This window comes from Halosaccharopolyspora lacisalsi (assembly GCF_014137975.1).
Classification (GTDB): Bacteria; Actinomycetota; Actinomycetes; order Mycobacteriales; family Pseudonocardiaceae; genus Halosaccharopolyspora; species Halosaccharopolyspora lacisalsi.
This window is the reverse complement of record NZ_JACGWZ010000008.1, coordinates 250,950-272,323: the sequence shown is the minus strand read 5'-3', so window position 1 is coordinate 272,323 and position 21,374 is coordinate 250,950. Positions and strand designations below refer to the sequence as shown.

The window sequence follows — 21,374 nt, the reverse complement described above, 5'->3', positions numbered from 1 at the left end:
TCACTCGATGTGCTCGTCGGAACGAGCCGCGTCACCGGGGCGGTGGGCGCGAACGTCGGAGCGACGACCTACCCTGCTGGTGTGGATTCCGAGGTGTCGCTCGACGGGGGCGTGGTGAGCCGGTGCCGTCGGCGAGTGCATCTGGAGCACGATCCGACGGTCGCCGACGCGCCGAAAGCACCCCCCGACCCGGGCGTGGAGCAGCGCATCGCCGACGCCGCCGAGCACCGGCGCTACGTCGCCGACCGGCTCGGCAGGTTGTTCGGCTCGGCGTGGACGGAGGTCCCGCGCAACGCGAGCAGGAGCGTTCGGGAGCGGGCCACCCTGGCGGCCATGCGCGCCGAAGCCCCCTACATCTCGGGCGCCCAGTTGCCCACCGACGCCGCCGGTGGTCGGCACGGTGGTATAGACCTACTGGTGCGCAGTGGTGCGGGGTACGTGCCGGTCCTCGTGGTGCGGCACAAGGTCAGCGATCCCGGCCGCGGTGCCAGGACCTCTCCGCTGACGGACCTCTCGCCGGAGTCCGCACGGGCGGATCCGCTCCGCAAGGTGCGCGGACAGTCGCGCGACCAGCTGCGGTTGGCGCACTGCGCGCGGATGTTGCGGGCCGGCGGCTGGAACGCCCCCGGCCGCCTGTGGGGCGGAGCCATCGGTGCCGACGCCGACGTCGTGGTCTGGCACGATCTCCAGGCCCCGAACTGGCACGCCGGGCGCAGCGTGCTGGAGGAGTACGACAAGCGCTTCGCCGACCGGTTGGCCGTGGCCGAAGCCGCCTCCTCGGGCGCGGAGCCGCTGGCGCGGCCGTCGCGGGTCGTGGAGTGCAAGACGTGCCCGTGGTGGACGTTGTGCGGCGAGCAGTTGCGGGCCTCGCGGGACGTGAGCCTGGTGGTGCGTGGCGAGGACGCCGTGTTGCTGCGGAACGCCGGAATCTCGACCGTGGACGAGCTCGCGGCGCTGGACCCCGACGCGACGGACGCGACGGACGCGCCGCCGTTGTCGTCGGCGAAGACGGCGGACGCGGTGGTACTGGCCAAGGCGTGGAAGCGAGACCTGCCGGTGGTGCGCCGCGTGCGCAGGCTCGCGGTGCCCCGTGCCGACGTCGAGGTGGATGTCGACATGGAGAGCTACGCCGACTCCGGTGCCTACATGTGGGGATGCTGGCTGACCGGGGCCGGGGTGGACGAGGACGAGGGATACCGGGCCTTCGTCACCTGGGAGCCCCTGCCCTCCGACGACGAGGCGCGCTCGTTCGCGGAGTTCTGGTCCTGGTTCACCGCGGTGCGTCACCGCGCCGCCGAGCGCGGGCTGAGCTTCCGCGCCTACTGCTACAACGAACTGGCGGAGAACCGCTGGATGATCGCCTCCGCCGAGCGGTTCGCGGGCAAGCCCGGCATTCCTCCGGTGGAGGAGGTGCGGGAGTTCATCGGTTCCGCGGAGTGGGTCGACGTGTTCGCCACGGTCAGCGAGCAGTTCCTGTCCCCGCGGGGCAAGGGGCTGAAGGTGATCGCGCCGAACGCGGGCTTCGCCTGGCGCGACGCCGAGGCCGGGGGCGAGAACTCGATGCGCTGGTACCGCGACGCGGTCGGCATGGACGGTGCCGCGCCGGACGAGGCCCAGCGGCGACGGCTGCTGGAGTACAACGAGGACGACGTCCGAGCCACTCTGGCCATTCGCCGTTGGATGAGCACCACCGCCGAGCACGAGATCCCCTACGCCGGGGACCTGTGAGCGCGTCCCGATCCGCCGGCACGAAGCGGCCTCCCCCCGCGTCGACGCGGCGGAGGAGGCCGCGAGCTCGCGGTTACTTCGGGGGCATCCGCAGGGCGCCGTCCAGCCGGATGACCTCACCGTTGAGGTAGTCGTGCTCGATGATGTTCAACGCGAGCTTCGCGTAGTCGTCCGGCTGGCCCAGCCGCTTCGGGAAGGGCACGTTCTCGGCGAGCCCGGCGCGGATCTCCTCGTTGACGGTGGCCAGCATGGGAGTGTCCACGATGCCCGGTGCGATCGTCATGACGCGGATGCCCGTCGAGGACAGGTCGCGGGCGGCGGGCAGGGTCAGGCTGGCCACCCCGCCCTTGGAGGCCGCGTAGGCGGCCTGCCCGATCTGGCCGTCGTAGGCGGCGACCGAGGCGGTGTTGACCACGACGCCGCGCTGACCGTCCTGGTCGGGTTCGGTGCGACCGATGGCCTCGGTGGCCAGCCGCAGCATGTTGAAGGTACCGACCAGGTTGACCTCGACGACCTTGCGGAACAGGCCGAGGTCGTGCGGTCCCTTGCGGCCCACGGTCCGCGCCGATGGACCGATGCCGGCGCAGTTGACCAGGGTCCGCAGCGGCACGTTCGCTCCGGATGCTCGGTCGACGGCGTCCTGCACCTGCTCGGCGTCGGTGACGTCGGCTCCGGTGTAGGTCACGCCGTCCACGGCGGGGGCGTCGTCGATCGCCTTCGGCAGGTCGACCGCGAACACCCTGGCGCCGCGAGCGGCGAGCGTCCGGGCCGTGGCCGCGCCGAGCCCGGAGGCCCCGCCGGTGACGATCGCCGCGGTGTCGTTGAGCAGCATCTGGTCTCCTCGTCCTGACTGTTCGGTCGGTCGGCAGCCTAGTTCGGCCGGGTCACCGGCGGGAGGGGGGACAGATGGTGTCGATCTCGTCGAGGTCGGCGGCGGTGGGGCGCCACTGCCCCGCCCGCGCGTTGGATTCCACCTGTTCGGGGTTGGTGGCGCCGCTGATCACCGAGCCCACGGCGGACTGCGCGGCCAGCCACCCGACGGCCACCGCGATCATCGACAGCCCCCGCTGCTGGGCGAAGGCCCGCAGCTGCTCGATGCGCTCCCACGGAGCGTCCGCCAGCAGCCGCTCGCGCCCGGAGAGGCGGCTGCCCTCGGGAGGCACCTGGTCCTGCCGGTACTTGCCGGTCAGCAGCCCGTTGGCCAGCGGGAAGTACGGGATGAGCCCGACTCCGAAACGCTCGCACGCGGGGATGACCTCCCGCTCGGCCTCCCGCTCCAGCAGCGAGTAGTGGTTCTGCGCCGAGACCGGGGTGGCCAGCCCCGCCGATGAGGCCGTCCACGTCGCGTCGGCCGTCTGCCAGCCCGCGAGGTTGCAGTGCCCGACGTAGCGGATCTTGCCCTCGCGCACCAGGTCGTTGAGCACCGCCAGGGTCTCCTCCAGCGGCGTGACCGGGTCCGGCCGGTGCAACTGGTACAGGTCGATCCACTCGGTACCCAGCCGCCGCAGCGACGACTCGACCGCGCGCCGCACGTATCGGCGGGAACCCCGCGCGGAGAAGTCCGGTCCATTGGCCCCCTGCATGTCCATGCCGAACTTGGTGGCGATGACGGCGTGTTCGCGCCTGCCGGTCAGGGCCTTGCCGAGCATCTCCTCGCTGCGCCCGCGCGGCGCGCCGTACACGTCCGCCACGTCGAAGAAGGTGATCCCGGACTCCAGTGCCCGGTCCACCACCGCACGCGCTCCGGCGGGGGATTCCGTCGCGGTGCCCGGCCTGCCGAGGTTGTTGCACCCCAGCCCGACAGCGCTGACCACCAGACCGGAGTCGCCCAGACGTCGTTGTTCCACGGTGAACGAGACTAAACGGCCGATCACCGCGCCGTCACGCGAGTAGGGACCGGATCGACTCTTTGGGAGGAAACGGACCGCGGCGGTTCTTCGGTGTGTCACGCTCGTCGAAGACGGTGTTCGGTCCGGGACTCGGGCCGCGTGAGTCGGGAAGTCGGGGTGTGGGTGGTGTTCGCCCGCCGGATCATTGTGATGGGCACGGGTTACGTCGGGTTGACCACGGGCGCGTGCCTGGCCTCGCTGGGGCATCGGGTGGTGTGCTGCGACGTGGACGTCGTCAAGGTCGAGCGGCTGGCGCGCGGCGAGGTGCGCATCCTGGAACCGGACCTGCCCGAGCGGGTGGCCGAGGGCATCGCCGCGGGACGGCTGGAGTTCGCCTCCTCGGCGGCTGCCGCGGCCGAGGAGGCCGAGGTGGTGTTCCTGTGCCTGCCGACACCGATGTCGACGGGCGGTGCGGCGGATCTGACGGCCGTGGAGTCGGTGGCGGGCGAGATCCGGGGACGACTGCCCGCGGCGAGCGTGGTCGTGACGAAGTCGACGGTGCCGGTGGGCACGGCCGCGCGGCTGGGGCGGTTGCTGGACCGCGACGACGTGGCGGTGGCCAGCAACCCGGAGTTCCTGCGTGAGGGCTCGGCGGTGCACGACTTCCTGAACCCGGACCGGATCGTGGTCGGCTCGGACAGTCCGGACGCCGCCGAACGGGTCGCCGCCCTGTACGCGCGGCTCGGGGCGCCCACGGTGCTGACCGACGCGGCCAGCGCGGAGATGGTCAAGTACGCGGCGAACTGCTTCCTGGCCACCAAGCTGTCCTACGTCAACGCCATCGCGGAGCTGTGCGAACTGCTCGGCGCCAACATCACCGACGTGACCGAGGGGATGGGTTACGACCGCCGCATCGGTCAGTCCTTCCTGGAGGCGGGGCCCGGCTGGGGCGGCTCCTGCCTGCCCAAGGACACCCGCGCGCTGCTGCGGGTCGCCGAAACCGCCGGATTCGACTTTCCGCTGCTGGAGGCCGCGGTCAACGGCAACACGCGGCAGCGCGAGCAGGTGGTGTCCAAGGTGGCCGATGCGTGCGGCGTGGGGGTGGAGAGCTCGTTGAGCGGGGTGCGGCTCGGGATCCTCGGGCTGGCCTTCAAAGCCGGGACCGACGATCTGCGGGACTCCCCGGCGTTGGCGGTGGCGCGTGCGCTGGTCGACCGCGGCGCGGAACTGATCGCCTACGATCCCGGGCTGCGCGGGGACGAACCGGAGCTGGCCGGGATCGCCACGCTGGTCGACGATCCGTACCGGGTCGCCAAGGAGGCGGCGGGGCTGGTGTTGCTGACCGGCTGGCCGGAGTTCCGGACGCTGGACTGGTCCCGGCTGGCCGGAATGCTGCGGGGCCCCGTGGTCGTCGACACCCGTAACCACCTCGACCCCGACGTGCTGCGCCGCGCGGGCATGTCCTGGCGTGGTATCGGGCGCGCTCCGGTCGGTTGACCGAGACCTTCCCAAAGGGTGAACGGACCGTTTTGGCACTCACACCGCCAAAACGGTCCGTTCACCGGCCGCGTACGGGGATGTACCCGCGGGCGGAGAACACTCTAGAGTGACCGAATGTTCACGACTCGTCCTGAACTGGCCGGCACGCACGGCATGGTCGCTTCGACGCACTGGCTCGCTTCGGCGTCGGGGATGGCCGTGCTGGAGGACGGCGGCAACGCCTTCGACGCGGCGGTGACCGCCGGTTTCGTGCTCCAGGTAGTCGAACCGCACCTCAACGGTCCCGGTGGCGAGGTCCCGGTGCTGTTCGCCGCCGCGGGGGAGTCGCGTCCGCGCGCGCTGTGCGGTCAGGGCCCCGTTCCGGCTGGCGCGACCGTCGGGCACTACCGCGACGAACTCGGCCTCGACCTCGTGCCGGGGACCGGACTGCTGCCCGCCACCGTGCCTGGTGCGTGGGACGGCTGGCTGACGCTGCTGCGCGACTACGGCACGAAATCGCTGCGCGAGGTCCTCACCTACGCGATCGGCTACGCGCGCGACGGATTCCCGCTGGTCGACCGGGTGAGTTCCACGATCGCGATGGTGCGGGAGATGTTCGCCCGGCACTGGACGTCGTCGGCGCGGTTGTGGCTGCGCGACGGCGCCGCGCCGGAACCGGGCAGCCTGTTTCGCAACCCCGTCCTGGCCGACACCTGGGAGCGGTTGCTGGCCGAGGCCGACGCGGCGGGAGGTGACCGGGAGAAGCGGATCGACGCCGCCCGTCGCGCCTGGTCCCAGGGGTTCGTGGCCGAGGCCGTCGAGAAGTTCGCGCGGGATCCGGCGCGGGACAACTCCGGTCGCGACCACGCCGGTGTGATCACCGGTCAGGACATGGCCGAGTACGAGGCGAGCTACGAGGACCCGGTGACGGTGGACCTTCCTGGCGGCTGGTCGCTGGCGAAGTTCGGCATCTGGTCGCAGGGGCCCGCGCTGCTTCAGCAACTGCGCCTGCTGGAGGGCGAGCACCTCGGGTACACCGACGGCGCGCCCGACGCGGCGACCGTGCACGCCGCCACCGAGGCGAGCAAGCTGGCTTTCGCCGATCGCGAGGCGTTCTACGGCGACTCCGCCGATCCCGGTGTGCTCGACGACCTGCTCTCCCGCGACTACGCGGCCTCCCGTCGGGCGCTGATCGGCGAGCACGCCTCGCTGGAGCTGCGGCCCGGAACGCCGGGGGGACGCACCGCGCGGCTGCCCTCCTTCGTCGCCGAGGGCAGGGGAGCCGACGGCCCGCAGGACCCCAGCGGGGTCGGTATCGGGGAGCCCACCGTCTCCCCGACCGGGGAGAACCGGGGAGACACGGTGCACGTCGACGTCGTCGACCGTTGGGGCAACATGGTCAGCGCGACGCCCTCCGGGGGGTGGTTGCAGTCCTCTCCCACGATTCCGGAGCTGGGTTTCTGCCTGGGCAGTCGCGCGCAGATGTTCTGGCTGGATGAGGGGTTGCCCAATTCGCTGGTGCCGGGGAAGCGTCCGCGCATCACCCTGAGCCCGTCGCTGGCACTGCGTGGCGGTGCGCCGGTGCTCGCCTTCGGCACGCCGGGCGGCGACCAGCAGGACCAGTGGCAGCTGTGCTTCTGGCTCGCGCACGTCCACGGTGGACTGAACCTGCAGGCCGCGATCGACGCTCCGGCCTGGCACTCGGGGGCTTTCCCCGGCTCGTTCTACCCGCGCACGTGGCAGCCGGGGCGGCTCATGGTGGAGTCCCGCCTCGGCGCCGAGCGCATCGCGGAGCTCTCCCGGCGCGGTCACCGGGTGACCGACTCCGGCCCCTGGTCGCTCGGTCGACTCTCGGCCGTCTCCCGCGACCCCGAGGCCGGTCTCCTGGGCGCGGCCGCCAACGCCCGCGGAGCCCAGGGCTACGCCGCCGGGCGGTGACCGTGGCGCCCGGTGCTGCACCGGAGGAGCACGCGACCCCGACGCCGAGATCGAACCCCGGTTTCGCGCGAAACCGGGAAATCCCACTGGCGCCGGGGCAACCGCTGTCACGCCGCTCGGAGGGTGCGGCCCAGCAGCAGCATTCGCAGGGTGCGCGCGGTGGCTCCGGCGATGAGTTCGGGCGCTCGGTTGATCGCGTCGGCAGGCTCCATCGGGCCGGACGTGATCGCGGCGAAGGCGTCGATACCGGTGTCGTCGCTGCTCTCGGCCCCGGCACCGATCGCGCCCGCCAGGGCGATCACGGGTTTGCCGTGACGTTTCGCGCGACGGGCCACCTCGGCGGGGACCTTGCCGTGCGCGGTGGTCCCGTCGATGGCGCCCTCGGCGGTGATGACCAGGTCGGCCGCGGCCAGCAGCCGGTCCAGCCAGGCCCGGTCGAGCAGCACGTCGAACCGCGACTCCAACCGTGCTCCCGCGATCCCGGCCAGTCCCGCCCCGAGCCCGCCGGAGGCGCCGCCCCCGGACGCGTCGGACAGCCACTTGCCGCCGTGTCCCCGGAGCAGGTCGGCCCACACCCGCATGGCGGCGGCCAGCTCCTCGACGCGCTGCGGAGTCGCTCCCTTCTGGGGGCCGTACCGCCGAGCCACGCCGTTCGGGCCGCACAGCACGTTCGCCGGGTTGGCCGCCACGACGAGCTCGACCTCGCGCAGTCTCGGATCGACTCCCGTGGTGTCGATCCGCCGTGCGCGGGTGAGTTCCGCCCCACCGCCGACCAGCTCCCGTCCCGTCACGTCGAGGATTCGCGCCCCCAGCGCACGCAGTGCTCCCGCTCCGCCGTCGCAGGTGCCGGAGTCGCCGCACCCGATGATGATCTTCTCGACCCCCGCGTCGAGCGCGGCCGTGATCAGCTCCCCGACGCCGTGGCTGGTCGTGCTGCCGGGATCGCGTCCGTCCGCCGGTACGAGCGAGAGGCCGGCGGCAGCGGCCATCTCGACGAAGGCGGTGCGGATCCCGGTGTCGCCGAGCAGGGCGAACCGCGCGCGCACGGGGTCTCCGGTCGGGCCGGTGACCCCCACGGGGACGAGAGCGCCGCCGGTGGTCTCGGCCAGCTGCCGTGCGGAGCCCTCGCCACCGTCGATCAGCGGCACCGTGGTGGTCACGGCTTCGGGCACCACGCGGTGGACGCCCGTGGTGATCGCCTCGGCGACCGCCCCCGCGGGCAGGCACTCCTTGAATCCGGTGGGTGCGACGACGAAACGCATGGTGATCCTTTCGTTGGGCTCAGTACAGCGGCAGACCGAGGTACGGCCAGAGAGTGAGGGAGCAGAGCAGGACGAGCGCGGCCGTCAGCAGCCCCAGCGGAGCCGCGAGCGCGGCGAGGTCACGGGTGTCGTAGGTGGTCACGCCCTCGACCCGGGCGAACATGGCCACGGGTTTGGCCGAGGACGGAAGGGTGTGGCAGAAACCCGCGCCCGCCGTCGAGGCGAAGGCCAGCGCCGCCGGGTTCATCCCGACCGCGGTGGCGGCCGGGATCACCAGCGGGATGAGCACCGACGAGCGTGCCGACCGCGACTGCACCAGCAGGTGCGCCGCCACGCTGAGCACGATCACCAGGATCAGCAGCCCCGTGCCGCTGCCCACGTCGAGGACGTGCCCCGCCAGCCAGCTCGCCGCTCCGGAGGAGGTCAGCGCGGTTCCGAGGGCGGCGGTGGCGGCCATGAACAGCAGCAGGGCCCAGGGCACCTCGGACACGGCGGTACCGAGCCGGACGGTGCCCAACCGCGGTGAGGTGATCAGCAGCGCTCCGGCCAGCGCGACCAGCGCGGGCGGGAACCCGTGCAGCGGCCCGGTGCTCCACAGCGCGATGACGATGCCGAGCAGAGCGGCGGCACGCAGTTCCTCCCGCCCGACCCGGTGTCCGACTCCCACCTGCTCGCGGAGCGCGGCGGCGTCGACCCGCAGCGGGACGCGGCGGTCCCGGCGACGGGTGTGCACCAGCAGGATGAGCTCGGTGGCCAGGTGCGAGCTGACGACCGCCAGCGGCAGGCCCAGCAGCAGCCACCGGCCGAAGCCGATGCCCGCTCCGGTGGTGCCCGCCAGGACCTGGCTGGTGACCAGGTGCGCCCCCGCCCCGACGAGGGTGGCGATGGCCGACAGCAGCACCACGCTCGGAAACAGCAGCGCGAGTGCGCGAACCAGCCGTCGGTGCTCGGCGAAGGCCCCGGCCAGGGCGGTGAACACGGGCAGCACAAGCGCGGCGCGCCCGCTGGTGCTGGGCACCAGCAGGGCCGTGATCACCAGCCCGGCGGTGAGCAGGTGCGTCAGTTGACGTGCCGTCGTCGCCCGCGCGGCGAGCGCGATCGCCAGTCGCGTGGGCAGGCCGGTGCGGTTGACGCCCGCCGCGAGGACGAAGGCCACCACCAGCAGCCAGATCGGCTCGGCGCCCAGCGTCGTGAAGAGGTCCTCCGGATCGAGGGTGCCGAGCACGACCAGGGCGGCGGCCGCGGTGAGCGCGACGAACGTGTCGTCGAGCTTGTCGGTGACCCATCCCGCCACGGCGGCGGTGAACACGAGCATCGTGCCGATCGCGCCCCAGTCCACGGCGATCCCGCTGCTCTCGGTGACGGTGCCGACCGGGGTGTGGACGAAGGACACCGCCGCGACGAACCCCAGCGCACCGAGAGCGACCAGCGTGAGCCCCACCGCCCAGCCACCACCGGCGTGGGGGTGCTCCCGTCGCGCCGGTGCGGGCCGGGACGGGGTGGCGTACTCGACGAGCACCCGCCCGGGGCTGCTGGTGTTCATGTTCCCGACGATGTGTCCTGCGGCTGAGTCGTCCGTGAACCTCGGATGAAACCGGATTCACCTCACGGTCGTGGAACGGGGATGTCACCCGGCCGAGCGAGTTGTCCACAAGCTGTGGACAAATTGTGCACGGTATGTGGATGACTCACCGACAGGCGGTCAGGAGTTCGTGGACGATCGCGACGAAGGGGCCCCGGTGGCAGTACCTGCGGGTGGCCACGGCGGCCAGCGCGGTCCGGGTCGCCGCTCTGGGTCCGAGGAAGGCCTGTTGACCGAGGGTGGAGCCGGTGTGGAAATAGGCGGTTCCCCGATCGGTGGGGTGCCGGAACCAGGTGAGGGCGTGGGTGTGCGGATGGCCGAGGTCGGGACCGATCGTCGGGTGCGCGTTCGGTGCAGCGCCGCCGCCAACGGGCTCGTCGCCGGTTCGAGATGGGCCTCCAGGTAACCGAGCAGGTCCTCCGGGGTGGCGCGGACGGCCCCCGCCGGGGCGAAGCCGCCCATGTCGAGGGCGGGGGCCGGGGTGTCGCCGTCCGCTCCGTGCCCCGTCGCGTCGCTGTCCGCGGTCCGCAAGCCGGTGTTGCGCAGGCCGAGTGGATGCAGCACGTGTTCGGCGAGGAGATCGCCGCAGCGGGTTCGGGTGGCGCGCGCGAGAGCGTGTCCCAGCACCGCCATCCCGAAGTTGGAGTAGTGCCAGCGTCGCCCGCGCGGGTGACTGCGGGTGAAGGCACCGAGCAGTCGGCCGGCGAGTAGCCGGCGTAGGGGTTGGTGTTCCAGCGCGGCAGCGCCCACCAGTAGAGATCCGGGGGCAGGCGCGGTGGGCCGGAGGTGTGGGTGGTCAGCCGGAACAGGGTGGCGCGGGGCTTTCGGGCGGGCAGCCGCAGGTGTGCGGCTGCGTGGTCGTCGAGGTCGACGACTCCCCGCTCGACCAGGTCGGCCAGCAGCAGGACCGCGAAGGTCTTGGACGCGGAACCCACCTCGTAGCGCATCCGGACCCGTGTTCCGGGGGCCGCGATGCCGTGCCGCCGGAGACGACGCCGCGCCGGCCGTCCTCGGAGTACGCGATGACGACGTCGGGGGCCGTCGTGCGCTCCGCGGCGGCGAGGACGCGCTCGGACAGGGTGCCGGTGGGCAGCGTGACGCCGCCGGTCATGACGGAGTGCGGGTCATGCCGGTCAGCGCCCGCGAGGTGGCCATCGCCGAGGCGAAGACGGCGACCAGCGTGGGGTGGTAGACGATGTCGAAGACGTCGTTGGTGTCGCCGGTCGGCAACCCGCCCGCGGCGGGCATGGCGCCCCGGTCGCTCTGCGCCCCGCGTAGCGCTGCCAGCTGTCCTCGTCGAGGGACGGAGTGGGCAGGCAGGCATCGACCACGAGCAGTTCCCCCACGAGGTCCCAGTGCAGTGCCGTGATCCAGTCGTCGATCCACGCGGGCAGCCACAGGGCCAGGTACTCGGCGATGTCGGCCGGAATCCCCTCGGGGCGCCATCCCCAGTTGGTCAGGTGGAACACGCCGTGGGTCAGCGCGTAGGCGGCGAAGAGCTCGATGGCCCACGGTTCGGGCAGACCACCGAGCCAGGTCCGTCGCGTCATGGCCTCCACGTCGCGGTCCGGCGGGACACCGATGCGCTGCTGCGCGTTCACTACTCCCAGGGCGCGCGTGGGCTCCTGCTCGATCACCGGCCAGTTGCGCGTGGTCGTCATGCGGTGGGCGAGGTCCTCGAACACGTGGTGCCGGAGTCCCACCTCGGTGAACGGTGCGTAGAATTCCATCGGATACGTGGTGCAGGGCGCGGCTCCCAGCAATTCCATGAACAGTTCCCCGTCGTGGAATTCCCGCCAGCAGAGATCGATCAGTTCGGTGGCGATCCTCTTCGTCGCGGTTCCCGGGGCGCTGTCGCGGTGCAGGGCCACGCCGATCCTGGCCAGTTCCCCCAGCGGTTCCAGGGTGAGGTTGACGTCGTTCCCCGGTTCGGTGATGTCGTCGGGGAGCCGGAATCGCGGCAGGTGCTCCTCGGTCCAGGCCAGTGCCCGCAGCGTCAACGTCTCCAACCGCCCGGTCTCCGACCGTTCCGTCCCCTCCATCACCCGACTTCGTTCCTGAGCAGCCGAGCCGCGCTCACCCGCAGGCCCACCCGGGCGTCGCCGGCACCCATGTGGTCCAGGAACCGCGGCCCCGCGTCCAGGCCCAGCGAGGGCGGCCAGTCGGGCATCGTGGCCAGCCAGCGACCGGCACCGGCGGCCTGCAACCGGTCCCTGCGCCGCACGGGCCGGACGAATCCCCTGACCACGTCCTCGGGGCGCCTGGTGGCTCCCGCGGTCAGCGCCGAGACGCCCGCCGGATGGGCGAGCGCGGCCAGGCGGTACGTCAGCGTCGGCCACGGCTCCCCGTCGACCCAGGTGGCGTCGGGTTCCGACGCGGCCCGTTCCGCGCCCACACCGGACTCGGCGAGCCGCAGGGCTCCGGCCAGTGGCTCCACGCCGAGACGGGAGAGGAATCGGCTGCGGGCGGGAAGGCCCGCAGCGCGGCGCGAATCACCGCGAGATCGTGCGAGCCGATCGTGTGCCCGGTCAGCAGGCGTGGTGCCAGCAGGTCCGCTTCCAGCGCGCGGGCCGCGGCCAGTACCACCGTGTCGTGCTCGGCCTCCGGAAGATCGTCCAGCAGTCCGTCGTGGTCGGCTCCGCCCCGCAGGACGGAGTCGACCACCGTGGCGAGTCGCTGGACCGTGTCGGTCAGTCGCGCGGTTTCGTCGGTGCGCATCGCTCGAACCCGCGCGATCAGTCCTGCCGCTTCGGCCGCGGAGTCGGAGGGGAGGCCAGCAGCAGGGCCGCCCCCGCCGAGCGGGGCGAGTCGCGGAACACGCCGTCCGGCTCACCGGGATCCAGCAGGGCGTCGACCTCGGTGGTCAATTCCTCCGGCCGAACGGCCTCCGAAACGGAGTCGACTTCGGACAACATGTGGATCACCTCTTCGAGGGTGTTGTTGCCGGCGTACTCGCCCACCATCTCCCCGGATTCCGGAAGCAGAAATAGAAAAATCATTGCCGAGCGTCTTCAGCGTCCATTCCGGTCATTTGTCATGCACAGTTTTGTCCGGACAGGAAATCCGATATTTCGCGTCCGAACGGTTTCGTCCCCTCCCGGTGTCGGACCCGGACGGTGCGGAGGCGCGGAGCGTCGCCACGGTGGCCTCACGCACCGAGCCGGTAGCCCATGCCGCGCACGGTGCGAATGCGTTCGGTGCCGATCTTGCGGCGCAGCGCCCGCACGTAGACGTCCACGACGTTGGAACCGGGATCGAAGTCGTAGCCCCACACGTGCGAGAGGATCTGTTCGCGGGAGAGCACCTGCCCGGAGTGGCGCAGGAACAGTTCCAGCATCGCGAACTCCCGCGCCGTGAGGTCCACGGTGGAGTCCGGGATCCGGGCGCGCCGGGTCCGCAGGTCCAGCGACAGCTCCCCGTCGCGCAGCACGGTCACCTCGGGCGTGCGCTCGGCGGGACGCAGCCTCAGCCGGATGCGGGCCAGCAGTTCCTCGAACCGGAACGGTTTGGTCATGTAGTCGTCGGCGCCGCCCTCCAGGCCCGCGACCGTGTCGTGCACGGTGTCCCGCGCCGTCAGGATGATCACCGGCATCGAGGCCCGCTGGTCGCGCAGCGCCCGCAGCACGGCGAACCCGTCCTTGCCCGGCAGGCCGAGGTCGAGCACGACCAGGTCGAAGTCCCCGGTGATCGCGTAGTGCAGCGCGCTCTCGCCGTCACCGACGACGGTCGTGGCGAAGCCGTTGGACCGCAGCCCCTTCTCCACGAACGCCGCGATGCGGGACTCGTCCTCGACGATCAGCACCTTGCTCATGCCTTCAGCTCTCCTCGGTCGGGTTGCTCGTCGGCGCGGCGGGCAGCTCGAGCACGAAGGTGGTCCCGTCGCCCGTGCGCACGCGCACGCGACCGTGGTGGGCCTCGGCGATAGCACGGACGATGGACAGGCCGAGCCCCGCGCCGCCACGGCCCTCGCCGCTGCCGTGCGTGAAGCGCTCGAAGATCATCTCAACCTTGTCGGGGTCGACACCGGGGCCGCTGTCGGTGACCCACAGGGACAGTTCGCCCTGATCCAACACGGAACCGATGCGGATCTCGGAACCCTGCTCGGTGTGCTGGACGGCGTTCTGCGCGAGCTGCACGACGGCTTGGGTGAGCCGTTGCCGGTCGACGGTCACGTCCCCCTCGCCGATGTTCTCCAGGATCCAGCGGCGGTCGCCGAGCGTGCGCACCTTCGAGTCGACGTCGCTGGTCAGCTCGACCAGGGAGATCGGTTCCGGGGTCACGAAATCCGGTCGGTCGACCTTGGCCAGCACCAGCAGGTCCTCCACGATCCGGGTCATGCGGTCCAGCTCGTCGGTGCACAGCCGCACCACCTCCTCCCGCTCCACCGGGTCGGAGCCGAGCAGTTCGAGGTTGCCGCGCACGATGGTGATCGGGGTGCGCAGTTCGTGGCTGGCGTCGTCGACGAACTGACGCTGGGTGGCGAACGCCTCCTGCAACCGGTCGAGCATCGCGTTGAACTGCTCGGCCAGCGCGGCGATGTCGTCGCGCCCCTGCACGGGGATGCGCTGGGTCAGGTCCCGCTCGCCGATCTCGGCCGCGGTGCGCCGGACCTGGCGCACCGGGGCGAGGATGGCCCCGGCCACGATCCACGCCGCGATCGCCGCGAGCACCACACCGATGCCGCCGACCAGTAACAGCGTCTGCACGATGCGGTTGGTCTGGGCGGTCTCGTCGGCCGTGAAGTGCCCGGTGACGAACCAGGCGGGTTCGCCGTTGCCGGTCACCGTCCGGACCCTGGACCAGCGCATCGGGCCGGCGGGAGTCTCCGCCGTCCCGTAGGAGCGCTCGGAGGTGGTGATCTCGCGCAGCAGGGCGGGGGTCTCGGCGATGCGCTTGGTCCGGTCCCGCTGGGCCTGCGGCAACGCGCGCAGCCTGGTGGGGGATCGCCACACACCGATGAGTGCTTCCGACGCGTCCGGGTACTGGCGCTCCAGGTAGGCGTGGAACAGCTGTTCCGGGTTGTTCAGCAGTCGCGGGTCCCGCTGCGTCGAGGCGAACTGGACGAACTCGGTCGTCTCCTGCTCCAGCGCGTTGGTCACCCGGCTGGCGGTCTCGTTGTGCAGGTACTGCCGCGCCAGCAGTACGACGGTGGTCAGCACCACGACCAGCACCAGCAGCAACCAGCCCATGATCTGGGCGCGGGCGGGGATCCGCGTGCCCCGTCGTCGCTCAGTCGTCATCGCGGTCACGATCGTCGTCGTCATCGTCGGGCGCGGGTGCGGGCGGCCCCAGGTCGTCGTCGTCATCGTCATCGGGCCCGGGTGCCTTCGGGGCGCCGTCGTCGCCGTTCGGCGGCGGGGGTTGCCGCGTGTCCGGCGGGACCGAGGTCGTCGGTGGGGAGGAGGGCGAGCTCCCGACCTTCACCTGCGTGGGCGCTCGCGGCGCGGGGGGACCGCTGGTGAGCGCGTAACTGCCGTAGATCACCGCGATCGGTAACGCGACGGCCGCCACCAGCAGCGCGACCCGGGAAGCTGATCTCATATCTCCCACTGTGATCGTCCCGTTCGAGGCGTTCCATGAAGCCCGGATGAAAACTTTTTCATCACTGCGTTCGGATTACGAGCACGGAACGGTGGACCGGGTGAGCGATAGTCTCTCCGCGAGGGGTTTTCCCAGGTTTCGAAGAGGGGCGCAAGTGAACGACAGCGGTGCCGACCGGCGGTTGATCGACTGGACCGGGGAGCGCTGCGTGCCGTGGGCAGACGACACGCAGGTGATCTACGAGCACTACCACCGCTACGCGGTGGCTGCACGCTTCGCCAGGGGGAAGAGGGTGCTGGACCTGGCCAGCGGAGAGGGATTCGGCGCGTCGTTGCTGGCGGCCGAGGCCACCGAGGTCGTCGGCGTGGACATCGACCCGGATGCCGTGGAGCACGCCAACCACAACTACGCGGGCCACCGGCTCGAATTCCGGACCGGCTCGATCACCGACCCGGGAACGCTCGCCGGTCAGCGGCCGTTCGACGTGATCGTGTGCTTCGAGGCGATCGAGCACGTCGACGACCACGCGGCCGTGCTGCGGCTGGTCCGCTCCGGACTGGCCCAGGGGGGCTTGTTCGTCGCGAGCACTCCGGACACCGACGTCTACCACGACGAACAGGGCAACGAGAATCCGTTCCACGTTCACGAGCTCTCCGCGCGGCAGTTCGAGTCGCTGCTGGAGGACAACTTCCGGCACGTGGCGATGCTCCAGCAGAACGTCGCCGTCGGATCGCTGATCGTCCCGGCCGAGCCGGGTGATCCGGACACCGCCATCGACGGGGTGCGGCTGCAGACGCTGCGTCAGGACGAATCCGGTGGTTGGGCGGTGCACCAGGGCGTCCCGCACACCTACATGCTGGGGCTGGCCTCGGACGGTCAGGTGCCCGGACTGCCCGCCGCCGCGATGCTGCTCGACGCTGACCTGCGGTTGGCCCGTCGTGCCGGGGCCGACTCCCCCGACCGGCTCGACGAGGTCGTCGAACAGCGGGACGCGGCCGTGGCCGACGTCGCCCGGGTCAACGAGCTCTACCGGCGCAGCGTCGCCGAGACCGAGGAGTTCAGGTCCACGATCACCCGCCTGGAGTCGCTGCAACGCGCCGCCGAGCAACGCGCCGAGTCGGGTGAGCACGAGCAGGCACGGCTCCGCGGTGAGCTCGACCGCCTCGGAATCGAGCTGCACGAAGCGCGGTTGGCCGGTGAGCGCGACACGGCCAGGATCGAGTGGCTGCGCGACACCCTCTCAGTCCTCGAGGACCGGGTGGCCGAGGCCGATCGGCGTGTCGCCGCCCTCGCCGCCGAGAACGCCACGCTGGCCGAGCAGAACTCGGCGCTGGTCCAGCGCGCGGCGACCAAGTACCGCAAGGTGGTCGAGCGCGTCGCCCCGCGCGGCACCGCCCGCCGCGACGTCTACGAACTGGCGCTGGGCCGCCCGGCGGGGCGGCCCGTGGTGGGCGAGGTGGGCGAGACCGGACCCGTTTCGGTGCCGCGCAGTGACGCCCCGCTGGTCAGCGTGGTCGTGCCGGTGCACGGCGAGTGGCCGCACACCCGGCAGTGCCTGCGGATGCTCGGCGGGCACCTGGTGTCGGTGCCGTTCGAGGTGATCGTGGTCGACGACGCCTCCCCGGACGACAGCGCCGAGTACGTGGCCGCCTGCGAGGGGGTGCGGCTGGTGCGCGCCGAGCACAACCTCGGTTTCGTCGGTGCCTGCAATCTCGGGGCCGAGCACGCGCGCGGCGAGCACCTGTTCTTCCTCAACAACGACGCCGAGGTCACCGAGTCCTGGTTGGACCACCTGATGGCGGCGATGGACTCCGACGAGCGGATCGGTCTGGTCGGGTCCAAACTCGTCTACCCGGACGGCCGGTTGCAGGAGTGCGGCGCCGTCGTGTGGTCCGACGGCACGGGGTGGAACCTCGGCCGGCTCGGTGATCCCGGTGCCGCCGAGTACAACGTGCTGCGCGACGTCGACTACTGCTCCGGTGCGGCGCTTCTGGTGCGTGCGGGGCTGTTCCGTCAGGTCGGTGGCTTCGACTCGCGGTACGCCCCGGCCTACTACGAGGACACCGACCTCGCTTTCGCGGTCCGTGCGGCGGGATTTCGCACGGTGGTGCAGCCGAGGGCGGTCGTGGTGCACCACGAGGGCGTCTCCCACGGCACCGACACCGGTGGCGGCGTGAAAAGGCACCAGGAGCTCAACCGGCAGGTCTTCGCCGCGAAGTGGGCCGACACCCTGGCCGTCGAGCACCTGCCGGAGGCCACGGCGCGCAACTTGTGGATGGCCAGGCATCGGGGCAGTCGAGGCCACTTCGGTCCGCTGGTGCTGGTCAAGGACCACCAGGTGCCGCGCCCGGACTTCGACTCGGGGTCGGTGCGGATGCGGTGCGTGCTGGAACAGCTCGTCGCACTCGGCTGCCGCGTGGTGTTCATGCCCGCCAACCACGCGCGGCTGGAGCCCTACACCGGTGACCTGCAGCAGCTCGGGGTGACGGTGCTGCCGGAACCGGAACTGCAACAGGCGTTTCTGGAGGAGGCGGGCTCGGAGATCAGCCTGGCGCTGCTGTCCCGGCCGCAGGTGGCCTGGAGCGTGCTGGAGCAGCTGCGCACCTCGGCACCCCGGTGCGTGATCACCTACGACACCGTCGACGTGCACTTCCTGCGGCTGGAGCGGCAGGCCGAGCTGGAGGACGAGGAGGGCCGCGCCGAGACCGCCCGGGGGTTGCGCAGCAAGGCGTTCGCCTCCCGTCAGATGGAGCTCGGGCTCGTGCGCAGCTGCGACGTCACGATGGTCGTCTCCGAAACCGAACAGGTCCTGCTGCGCGAGCTGGTGCCCGACGCCGACGTGCGGGTGCTGTCGAACGTGCACGAGGTGCGGTGGCAGTCGATGCGGCCGGAGGGGCGCTCCGACGTGCTCTTCGTCGGCGGTTTCGACCACCCGCCGAACATCGACGCGGTGGTCTGGGCCGCCGAGGAGGTCATGCCGCTGGTTCGCCGACGTGTCCCGGAAGCCGTGCTGCACGTGGTCGGCAGCAACCCGACCGACGAGGTCTCACGGGTGCACGGTCCCGGTGTCGAGGTGCACGGCTGGGTGGCGGACCTGACGCCGATGTACGAGCGCACCCGGGCGACGGTGGCGCCGCTGCGGTTCGGTGCCGGGGTCAAGGGCAAGGTCGGCGAGAGCCTCGGTGCGGGGGTCCCCGTGGTCGGCACGACGCTGGCGATGGAGGGGATGCACCTGACGCCGTCCGCGGACGTGCTGGTCGCGGACGACGCTCAGGGGATGGCGGACGGGATCGTGCGGCTGCTCACCGACGACGCCGAGTGGCGGCGCCTCTCGGCGGCGGGCAAGGCCGCGGTCGCCGCGCAGTTCGGCCCCGACGTCTCCCGCGCCACCCTCGCCGAACTCCTGCACGTGGCGGAGGTCACCTGACGGAGCCGGTAACCGGATGCGTGGGGAGTCCGGTTTCGCGCGAAACAGGAAGATCCCGATTTCGCGCGAAACCGGGTAACCGCCGAAGGGCGGTTACTCCCGAACGGTGGGGGGCGTCTGGGCGAGCTGCTGCGTCAGCACGTCCTGGAACCGGCTCTTGGCCGTCTGGTCCTGCCCCTCCGGAGCCCTGGCCGTGACGATGATCGTCCAGCCGTGGCTGGTGTAGGCGGTGCGGAACACCCTGCCGGTGGAAACGACCTCGACGCCCTGGTAGGAGAGTTCCTCGACCGTGCTCAGACCGGTCTGGGAGTCCAGGTACGTCCGGGTGAGCTCCTTCGCGGCCTGCTGGTTCGGCATCCGAACCGCGATCAGGGAGGTTTTCTGCGGTGCGATGGTTCCGTTGAACCAGCCGTCGACCATCCCGTTGCCCAGGGCGAACTCGCGCACCGATCCGGTCAGCAGCCCCGACTTCTTGCCCCGGAGCTCCGCCGGAGGCAGCGGTCCGGTGAACGTGCTCGGCTGTCCCTCGGGAGCCGGGACGAGCACCTTCGCCGGGTCGACCGGAGGCGCGGGTTCGGCCGGCGGAGGCTCGGGGAGCGGGTCGGAGGTCGGTGTCGGCGGCTGGGTGGATGTCGATGCCGGGGGCTGCGCTCGCGGCTGGGACCCCGGCAGGAAGTAGAACACCCCGGCCGCGATGAGTCCGAGCAGCACCACTCCGCCCACGGACAATCCGATGATCAAGCCCTTGCGGGACTTGCCCGCGCCCTCGAAGACCTCCGGGCCCTGCCGCATCCAGCTCGTGTCCCCGTGCTCGGGAGGCAGGTCGGAGTCGCCCCAGGGCGTCCCGCCGTCGGCGGCAGTTCCCCAGTTCTGGCCCCACGCCGGCTGGTCCGGCCAACCCTGCTGCTGGGGCTGCGGAGGTTGCTGCGCCTGCCAGCCCTGGGCCGGCCACCCCTGCTGGGGTGGAGACACCTGGTTGAGGTTGACGACCTGGGTGGAGTCGGACTGGTCGTTCGGCGCCGCGGGCTGCCCCGGAGGTTGCTGCCCCGCCACCGGGTTCTGCACGACCTGGGTGGAGTTGTCCGGTGCGGGTGGTTGCTGGTTGCCCTGTTGTGCCGCCTCACCCCAGTTGAACGCGGGCGGGAACGGGTTCGGCTGCTGTCCGGGGTAGCCGCCTCCCGGCTGCCCCTGCTGGGGAAAGCCCGCGGACGGACTCCCCGGCTGCTCGGACTGCGCGCGTCCCAGTGCGGCATCCCGTCGTTGACGGTACTCTTCGGCGGAGATCCGCCCCGCCGCGAGTTCGGCGTCGAGATGCTGCAACTCGTCTTGCCAGGTCACCGATGAGCCCCTTCTGAATCACCGATCGCATCCGCGACCGACCGCCATTCTGCCCCCCGAAGGCGGTTTCCCGGCAGCGACCGGATAACGATCTCATCGGCATTGTCGTTCACCGGCCCTCACGGCAAACCACACCATAGGCGAACGCGCGACACGATACGCCACTCGCCGCTGTCGGAGGAATGAAGTGGTGCGATCGATCGGGTGACCTGGACGCGCGAGGTGCTCGCCGTGCGTTCACGCCCCGAAACGCGCACCTTCCGTGCTCTGTGGACATGTCCGGCGGAGCCGTTGGCTCGCGCGGGCGACGGCGGAGCCGTCGGCGGTGGAAGTCACGTCACCGCGTCCGGGCCACGAGCGGTTCGACGGTGCGTGACGGGCGTATCCTGGTGGCATGGTTCTGTTCGGTGGCACACCCCGAGTGATCGAGGCGGACGAGGCGTTGCCGGGGCGGCCCACGCCGCTGGCCGTGCCCGAGCACCACGCGGTGTTCGGCGATCGCCGGATCGTGCCCCCGTTTCCCGCCGGCCTGTCGACCGTCGTGGTGGGCATGGGCTGCTTCTGGGGAGCGGAGCGCACCTTCTGGCGCACCGAAGGAGCGTGGTCGACGGCGGTCGGCTACGCGGGCGGGCACACGCCGAACCCCACCTACGAGGAGGTGTGCAGCGGCTTGACCGGGCACACCGAGGCCGTGCTGGTCGTCTTCGACCCGCAGGTGATCGACCTCGCCGGGGTGCTGCGGGTGTTCTGGGAGAACCACGACCCGACGCAGGGGATGCGCCAGGGCAACGACGTCGGCTCGCAGTACCGCTCGGCGATCTACTACGCCGAGGAGCAGCAGCGCCAGGTGGTCGAAGCCAGCCGTGAGCAGTACCAGCGGGCGCTGACCGCGGCCGGTCGCGGTTCGGTGACCACCGAGATCGCCCCGCTGGGGGAGTTCTACTACGCGGAGGGCTACCACCAGCAGTACCTCTCGGAGGGCAAGAACCCCAACGGTTACTGCGGTATCGCCGGAACCGGCGTCTCCTGCCCCACCGGCCTCGCGGTCTGAGCTCGGCGGTATCCGGCTCATCGTGATCACTCGATGGTGACCGACGCCACTCCGGCCATGCGATCAGTGGTATGAGCTGGGAAGCGATGGGTGATGAGTGAACGAGTCGGGTGGCGCCGACTCCGCGCCAGGCGCATGGCCGAACCGGGAGCCGAGGAGGCTCACGAAGTCGCTCGCCTCTCCTTCGGAGGGGAAGAAG

At 71.4% G+C, this 21,374-nt stretch carries 18 protein-coding genes and 2 pseudogenes; 5 read left to right on the top strand and 15 right to left on the bottom strand.

The features are described from left to right. Nucleotides 1-81: 81 nt before the first annotated feature. A complete protein-coding gene (locus FHX42_RS24210; protein WP_182546755.1) occupies nucleotides 82-1,728 on the top strand; it encodes a TM0106 family RecB-like putative nuclease in 1,647 nt (548 codons plus the stop codon). 73 nt (nucleotides 1,729-1,801) lie between these two features. Here FHX42_RS24210 and FHX42_RS24205 read toward each other — a convergent pair whose 3' ends face one another. Next, on the bottom strand, nucleotides 1,802-2,560 hold the full coding sequence (locus tag FHX42_RS24205; protein WP_182546754.1) for an SDR family NAD(P)-dependent oxidoreductase: 759 nt from the start codon (nucleotides 2,558-2,560) through the stop codon (nucleotides 1,802-1,804). A 52-nt stretch (nucleotides 2,561-2,612) separates the two neighbouring features. After that, nucleotides 2,613-3,575, bottom strand: a complete 963-nt coding sequence (locus FHX42_RS24200; protein WP_182546753.1) for an aldo/keto reductase — start codon at nucleotides 3,573-3,575, stop codon at nucleotides 2,613-2,615. A 168-nt stretch (nucleotides 3,576-3,743) separates the two neighbouring features. Here FHX42_RS24200 and FHX42_RS24195 point away from each other — a divergent pair, with 168 nt between their 5' ends. Both FHX42_RS24195 and FHX42_RS24190 read left to right on the top strand, forming a co-directional pair. After that, the gene (locus FHX42_RS24195; RefSeq protein WP_182546807.1) at nucleotides 3,744-5,054 is read left to right on the top strand and encodes a UDP-glucose dehydrogenase family protein; all 1,311 of its coding nucleotides are present in this window, start codon (nucleotides 3,744-3,746) and stop codon (nucleotides 5,052-5,054) included. Between the two features lie 117 nt (nucleotides 5,055-5,171). Continuing rightward, nucleotides 5,172-6,974, top strand: coding sequence for a gamma-glutamyltransferase family protein (locus FHX42_RS24190; protein WP_182546752.1), 1,803 nt, complete (start codon nucleotides 5,172-5,174; stop codon nucleotides 6,972-6,974). A 107-nt stretch (nucleotides 6,975-7,081) separates the two neighbouring features. Here FHX42_RS24190 and FHX42_RS24185 read toward each other — a convergent pair whose 3' ends face one another. The 12 genes and pseudogenes from FHX42_RS24185 to FHX42_RS24140 all read right to left on the bottom strand — a co-directional run bounded on the left by FHX42_RS24185 (nucleotide 7,082) and on the right by FHX42_RS24140 (nucleotide 15,359). Further along, nucleotides 7,082-8,236 (bottom strand): glycerate kinase family protein, encoded by a 1,155-nt coding sequence (locus FHX42_RS24185; RefSeq protein ID WP_182546751.1) that lies wholly within the window; start codon nucleotides 8,234-8,236, stop codon nucleotides 7,082-7,084. Nucleotides 8,237-8,255: 19 nt separating this feature from the next. Then, nucleotides 8,256-9,779, bottom strand: a complete 1,524-nt coding sequence (locus tag FHX42_RS24180) for an SLC13 family permease (RefSeq protein WP_182546750.1) — start codon at nucleotides 9,777-9,779, stop codon at nucleotides 8,256-8,258. 159 nt (nucleotides 9,780-9,938) lie between these two features. Then, the gene (locus FHX42_RS26890) at nucleotides 9,939-10,568 is read right to left on the bottom strand and encodes a serine hydrolase domain-containing protein (protein ID WP_235987853.1); all 630 of its coding nucleotides are present in this window, start codon (nucleotides 10,566-10,568) and stop codon (nucleotides 9,939-9,941) included. 23 nt (nucleotides 10,569-10,591) lie between these two features. Further along, nucleotides 10,592-10,765 (bottom strand): annotated as a pseudogene (locus tag FHX42_RS27205) (serine hydrolase domain-containing protein); the annotation flags it as partial. 160 nt (nucleotides 10,766-10,925) lie between these two features. Continuing rightward, nucleotides 10,926-11,264, bottom strand: a complete 339-nt coding sequence (locus FHX42_RS27935; protein WP_407926320.1) for a DUF6895 family protein — start codon at nucleotides 11,262-11,264, stop codon at nucleotides 10,926-10,928. Then, nucleotides 11,156-11,860: pseudogene (locus FHX42_RS24170) on the bottom strand (DUF6895 family protein); the annotation flags it as partial. The gene FHX42_RS27935 and the pseudogene FHX42_RS24170, both read right to left, overlap by 109 nt. After that, entirely contained in the window at nucleotides 11,860-12,255 is a 396-nt protein-coding gene (locus tag FHX42_RS24165) for a hypothetical protein (RefSeq protein WP_182546748.1), read from the bottom strand. The pseudogene FHX42_RS24170 and the gene FHX42_RS24165, both read right to left, overlap by 1 nt. Beyond that, entirely contained in the window at nucleotides 12,144-12,536 is a 393-nt protein-coding gene (locus FHX42_RS24160; RefSeq protein WP_182546747.1) for a hypothetical protein, read from the bottom strand. The genes FHX42_RS24165 and FHX42_RS24160 overlap by 112 nt, the downstream gene beginning before the upstream one ends. Before the next feature lie 17 nt (nucleotides 12,537-12,553). Then, the gene (locus FHX42_RS24155; protein ID WP_220480789.1) at nucleotides 12,554-12,817 is read right to left on the bottom strand and encodes a hypothetical protein; all 264 of its coding nucleotides are present in this window, start codon (nucleotides 12,815-12,817) and stop codon (nucleotides 12,554-12,556) included. A 149-nt stretch (nucleotides 12,818-12,966) separates the two neighbouring features. Then, nucleotides 12,967-13,629, bottom strand: a complete 663-nt coding sequence (locus FHX42_RS24150; protein ID WP_182546746.1) for a response regulator transcription factor — start codon at nucleotides 13,627-13,629, stop codon at nucleotides 12,967-12,969. Nucleotides 13,630-13,633: 4 nt separating this feature from the next. Continuing rightward, a complete protein-coding gene (locus FHX42_RS24145) occupies nucleotides 13,634-15,058 on the bottom strand; it encodes a sensor histidine kinase (protein WP_182546745.1) in 1,425 nt (474 codons plus the stop codon). Then, nucleotides 15,048-15,359, bottom strand: coding sequence for a hypothetical protein (locus FHX42_RS24140; protein ID WP_182546744.1), 312 nt, complete (start codon nucleotides 15,357-15,359; stop codon nucleotides 15,048-15,050). The genes FHX42_RS24145 and FHX42_RS24140 overlap by 11 nt, the downstream gene beginning before the upstream one ends. A gap of 154 nt (nucleotides 15,360-15,513) precedes the next feature. Between FHX42_RS24140 and FHX42_RS24135 the strand changes: the two genes are divergently transcribed. Then, entirely contained in the window at nucleotides 15,514-18,786 is a 3,273-nt protein-coding gene (locus FHX42_RS24135) for a glycosyltransferase (RefSeq protein ID WP_328796711.1), read from the top strand. Between the two features lie 93 nt (nucleotides 18,787-18,879). Here FHX42_RS24135 and FHX42_RS24130 read toward each other — a convergent pair whose 3' ends face one another. Further along, nucleotides 18,880-20,124, bottom strand: a complete 1,245-nt coding sequence (locus FHX42_RS24130) for a hypothetical protein (RefSeq protein ID WP_182546742.1) — start codon at nucleotides 20,122-20,124, stop codon at nucleotides 18,880-18,882. A gap of 394 nt (nucleotides 20,125-20,518) precedes the next feature. On the opposite strand from FHX42_RS24130, the gene msrA reads away from it, so the two are divergent. After that, nucleotides 20,519-21,175, top strand: coding sequence for a peptide-methionine (S)-S-oxide reductase MsrA (gene msrA / locus FHX42_RS24125; protein ID WP_182546741.1), 657 nt, complete (start codon nucleotides 20,519-20,521; stop codon nucleotides 21,173-21,175). The last annotated feature ends 199 nt before the right edge of the window (nucleotides 21,176-21,374 follow it).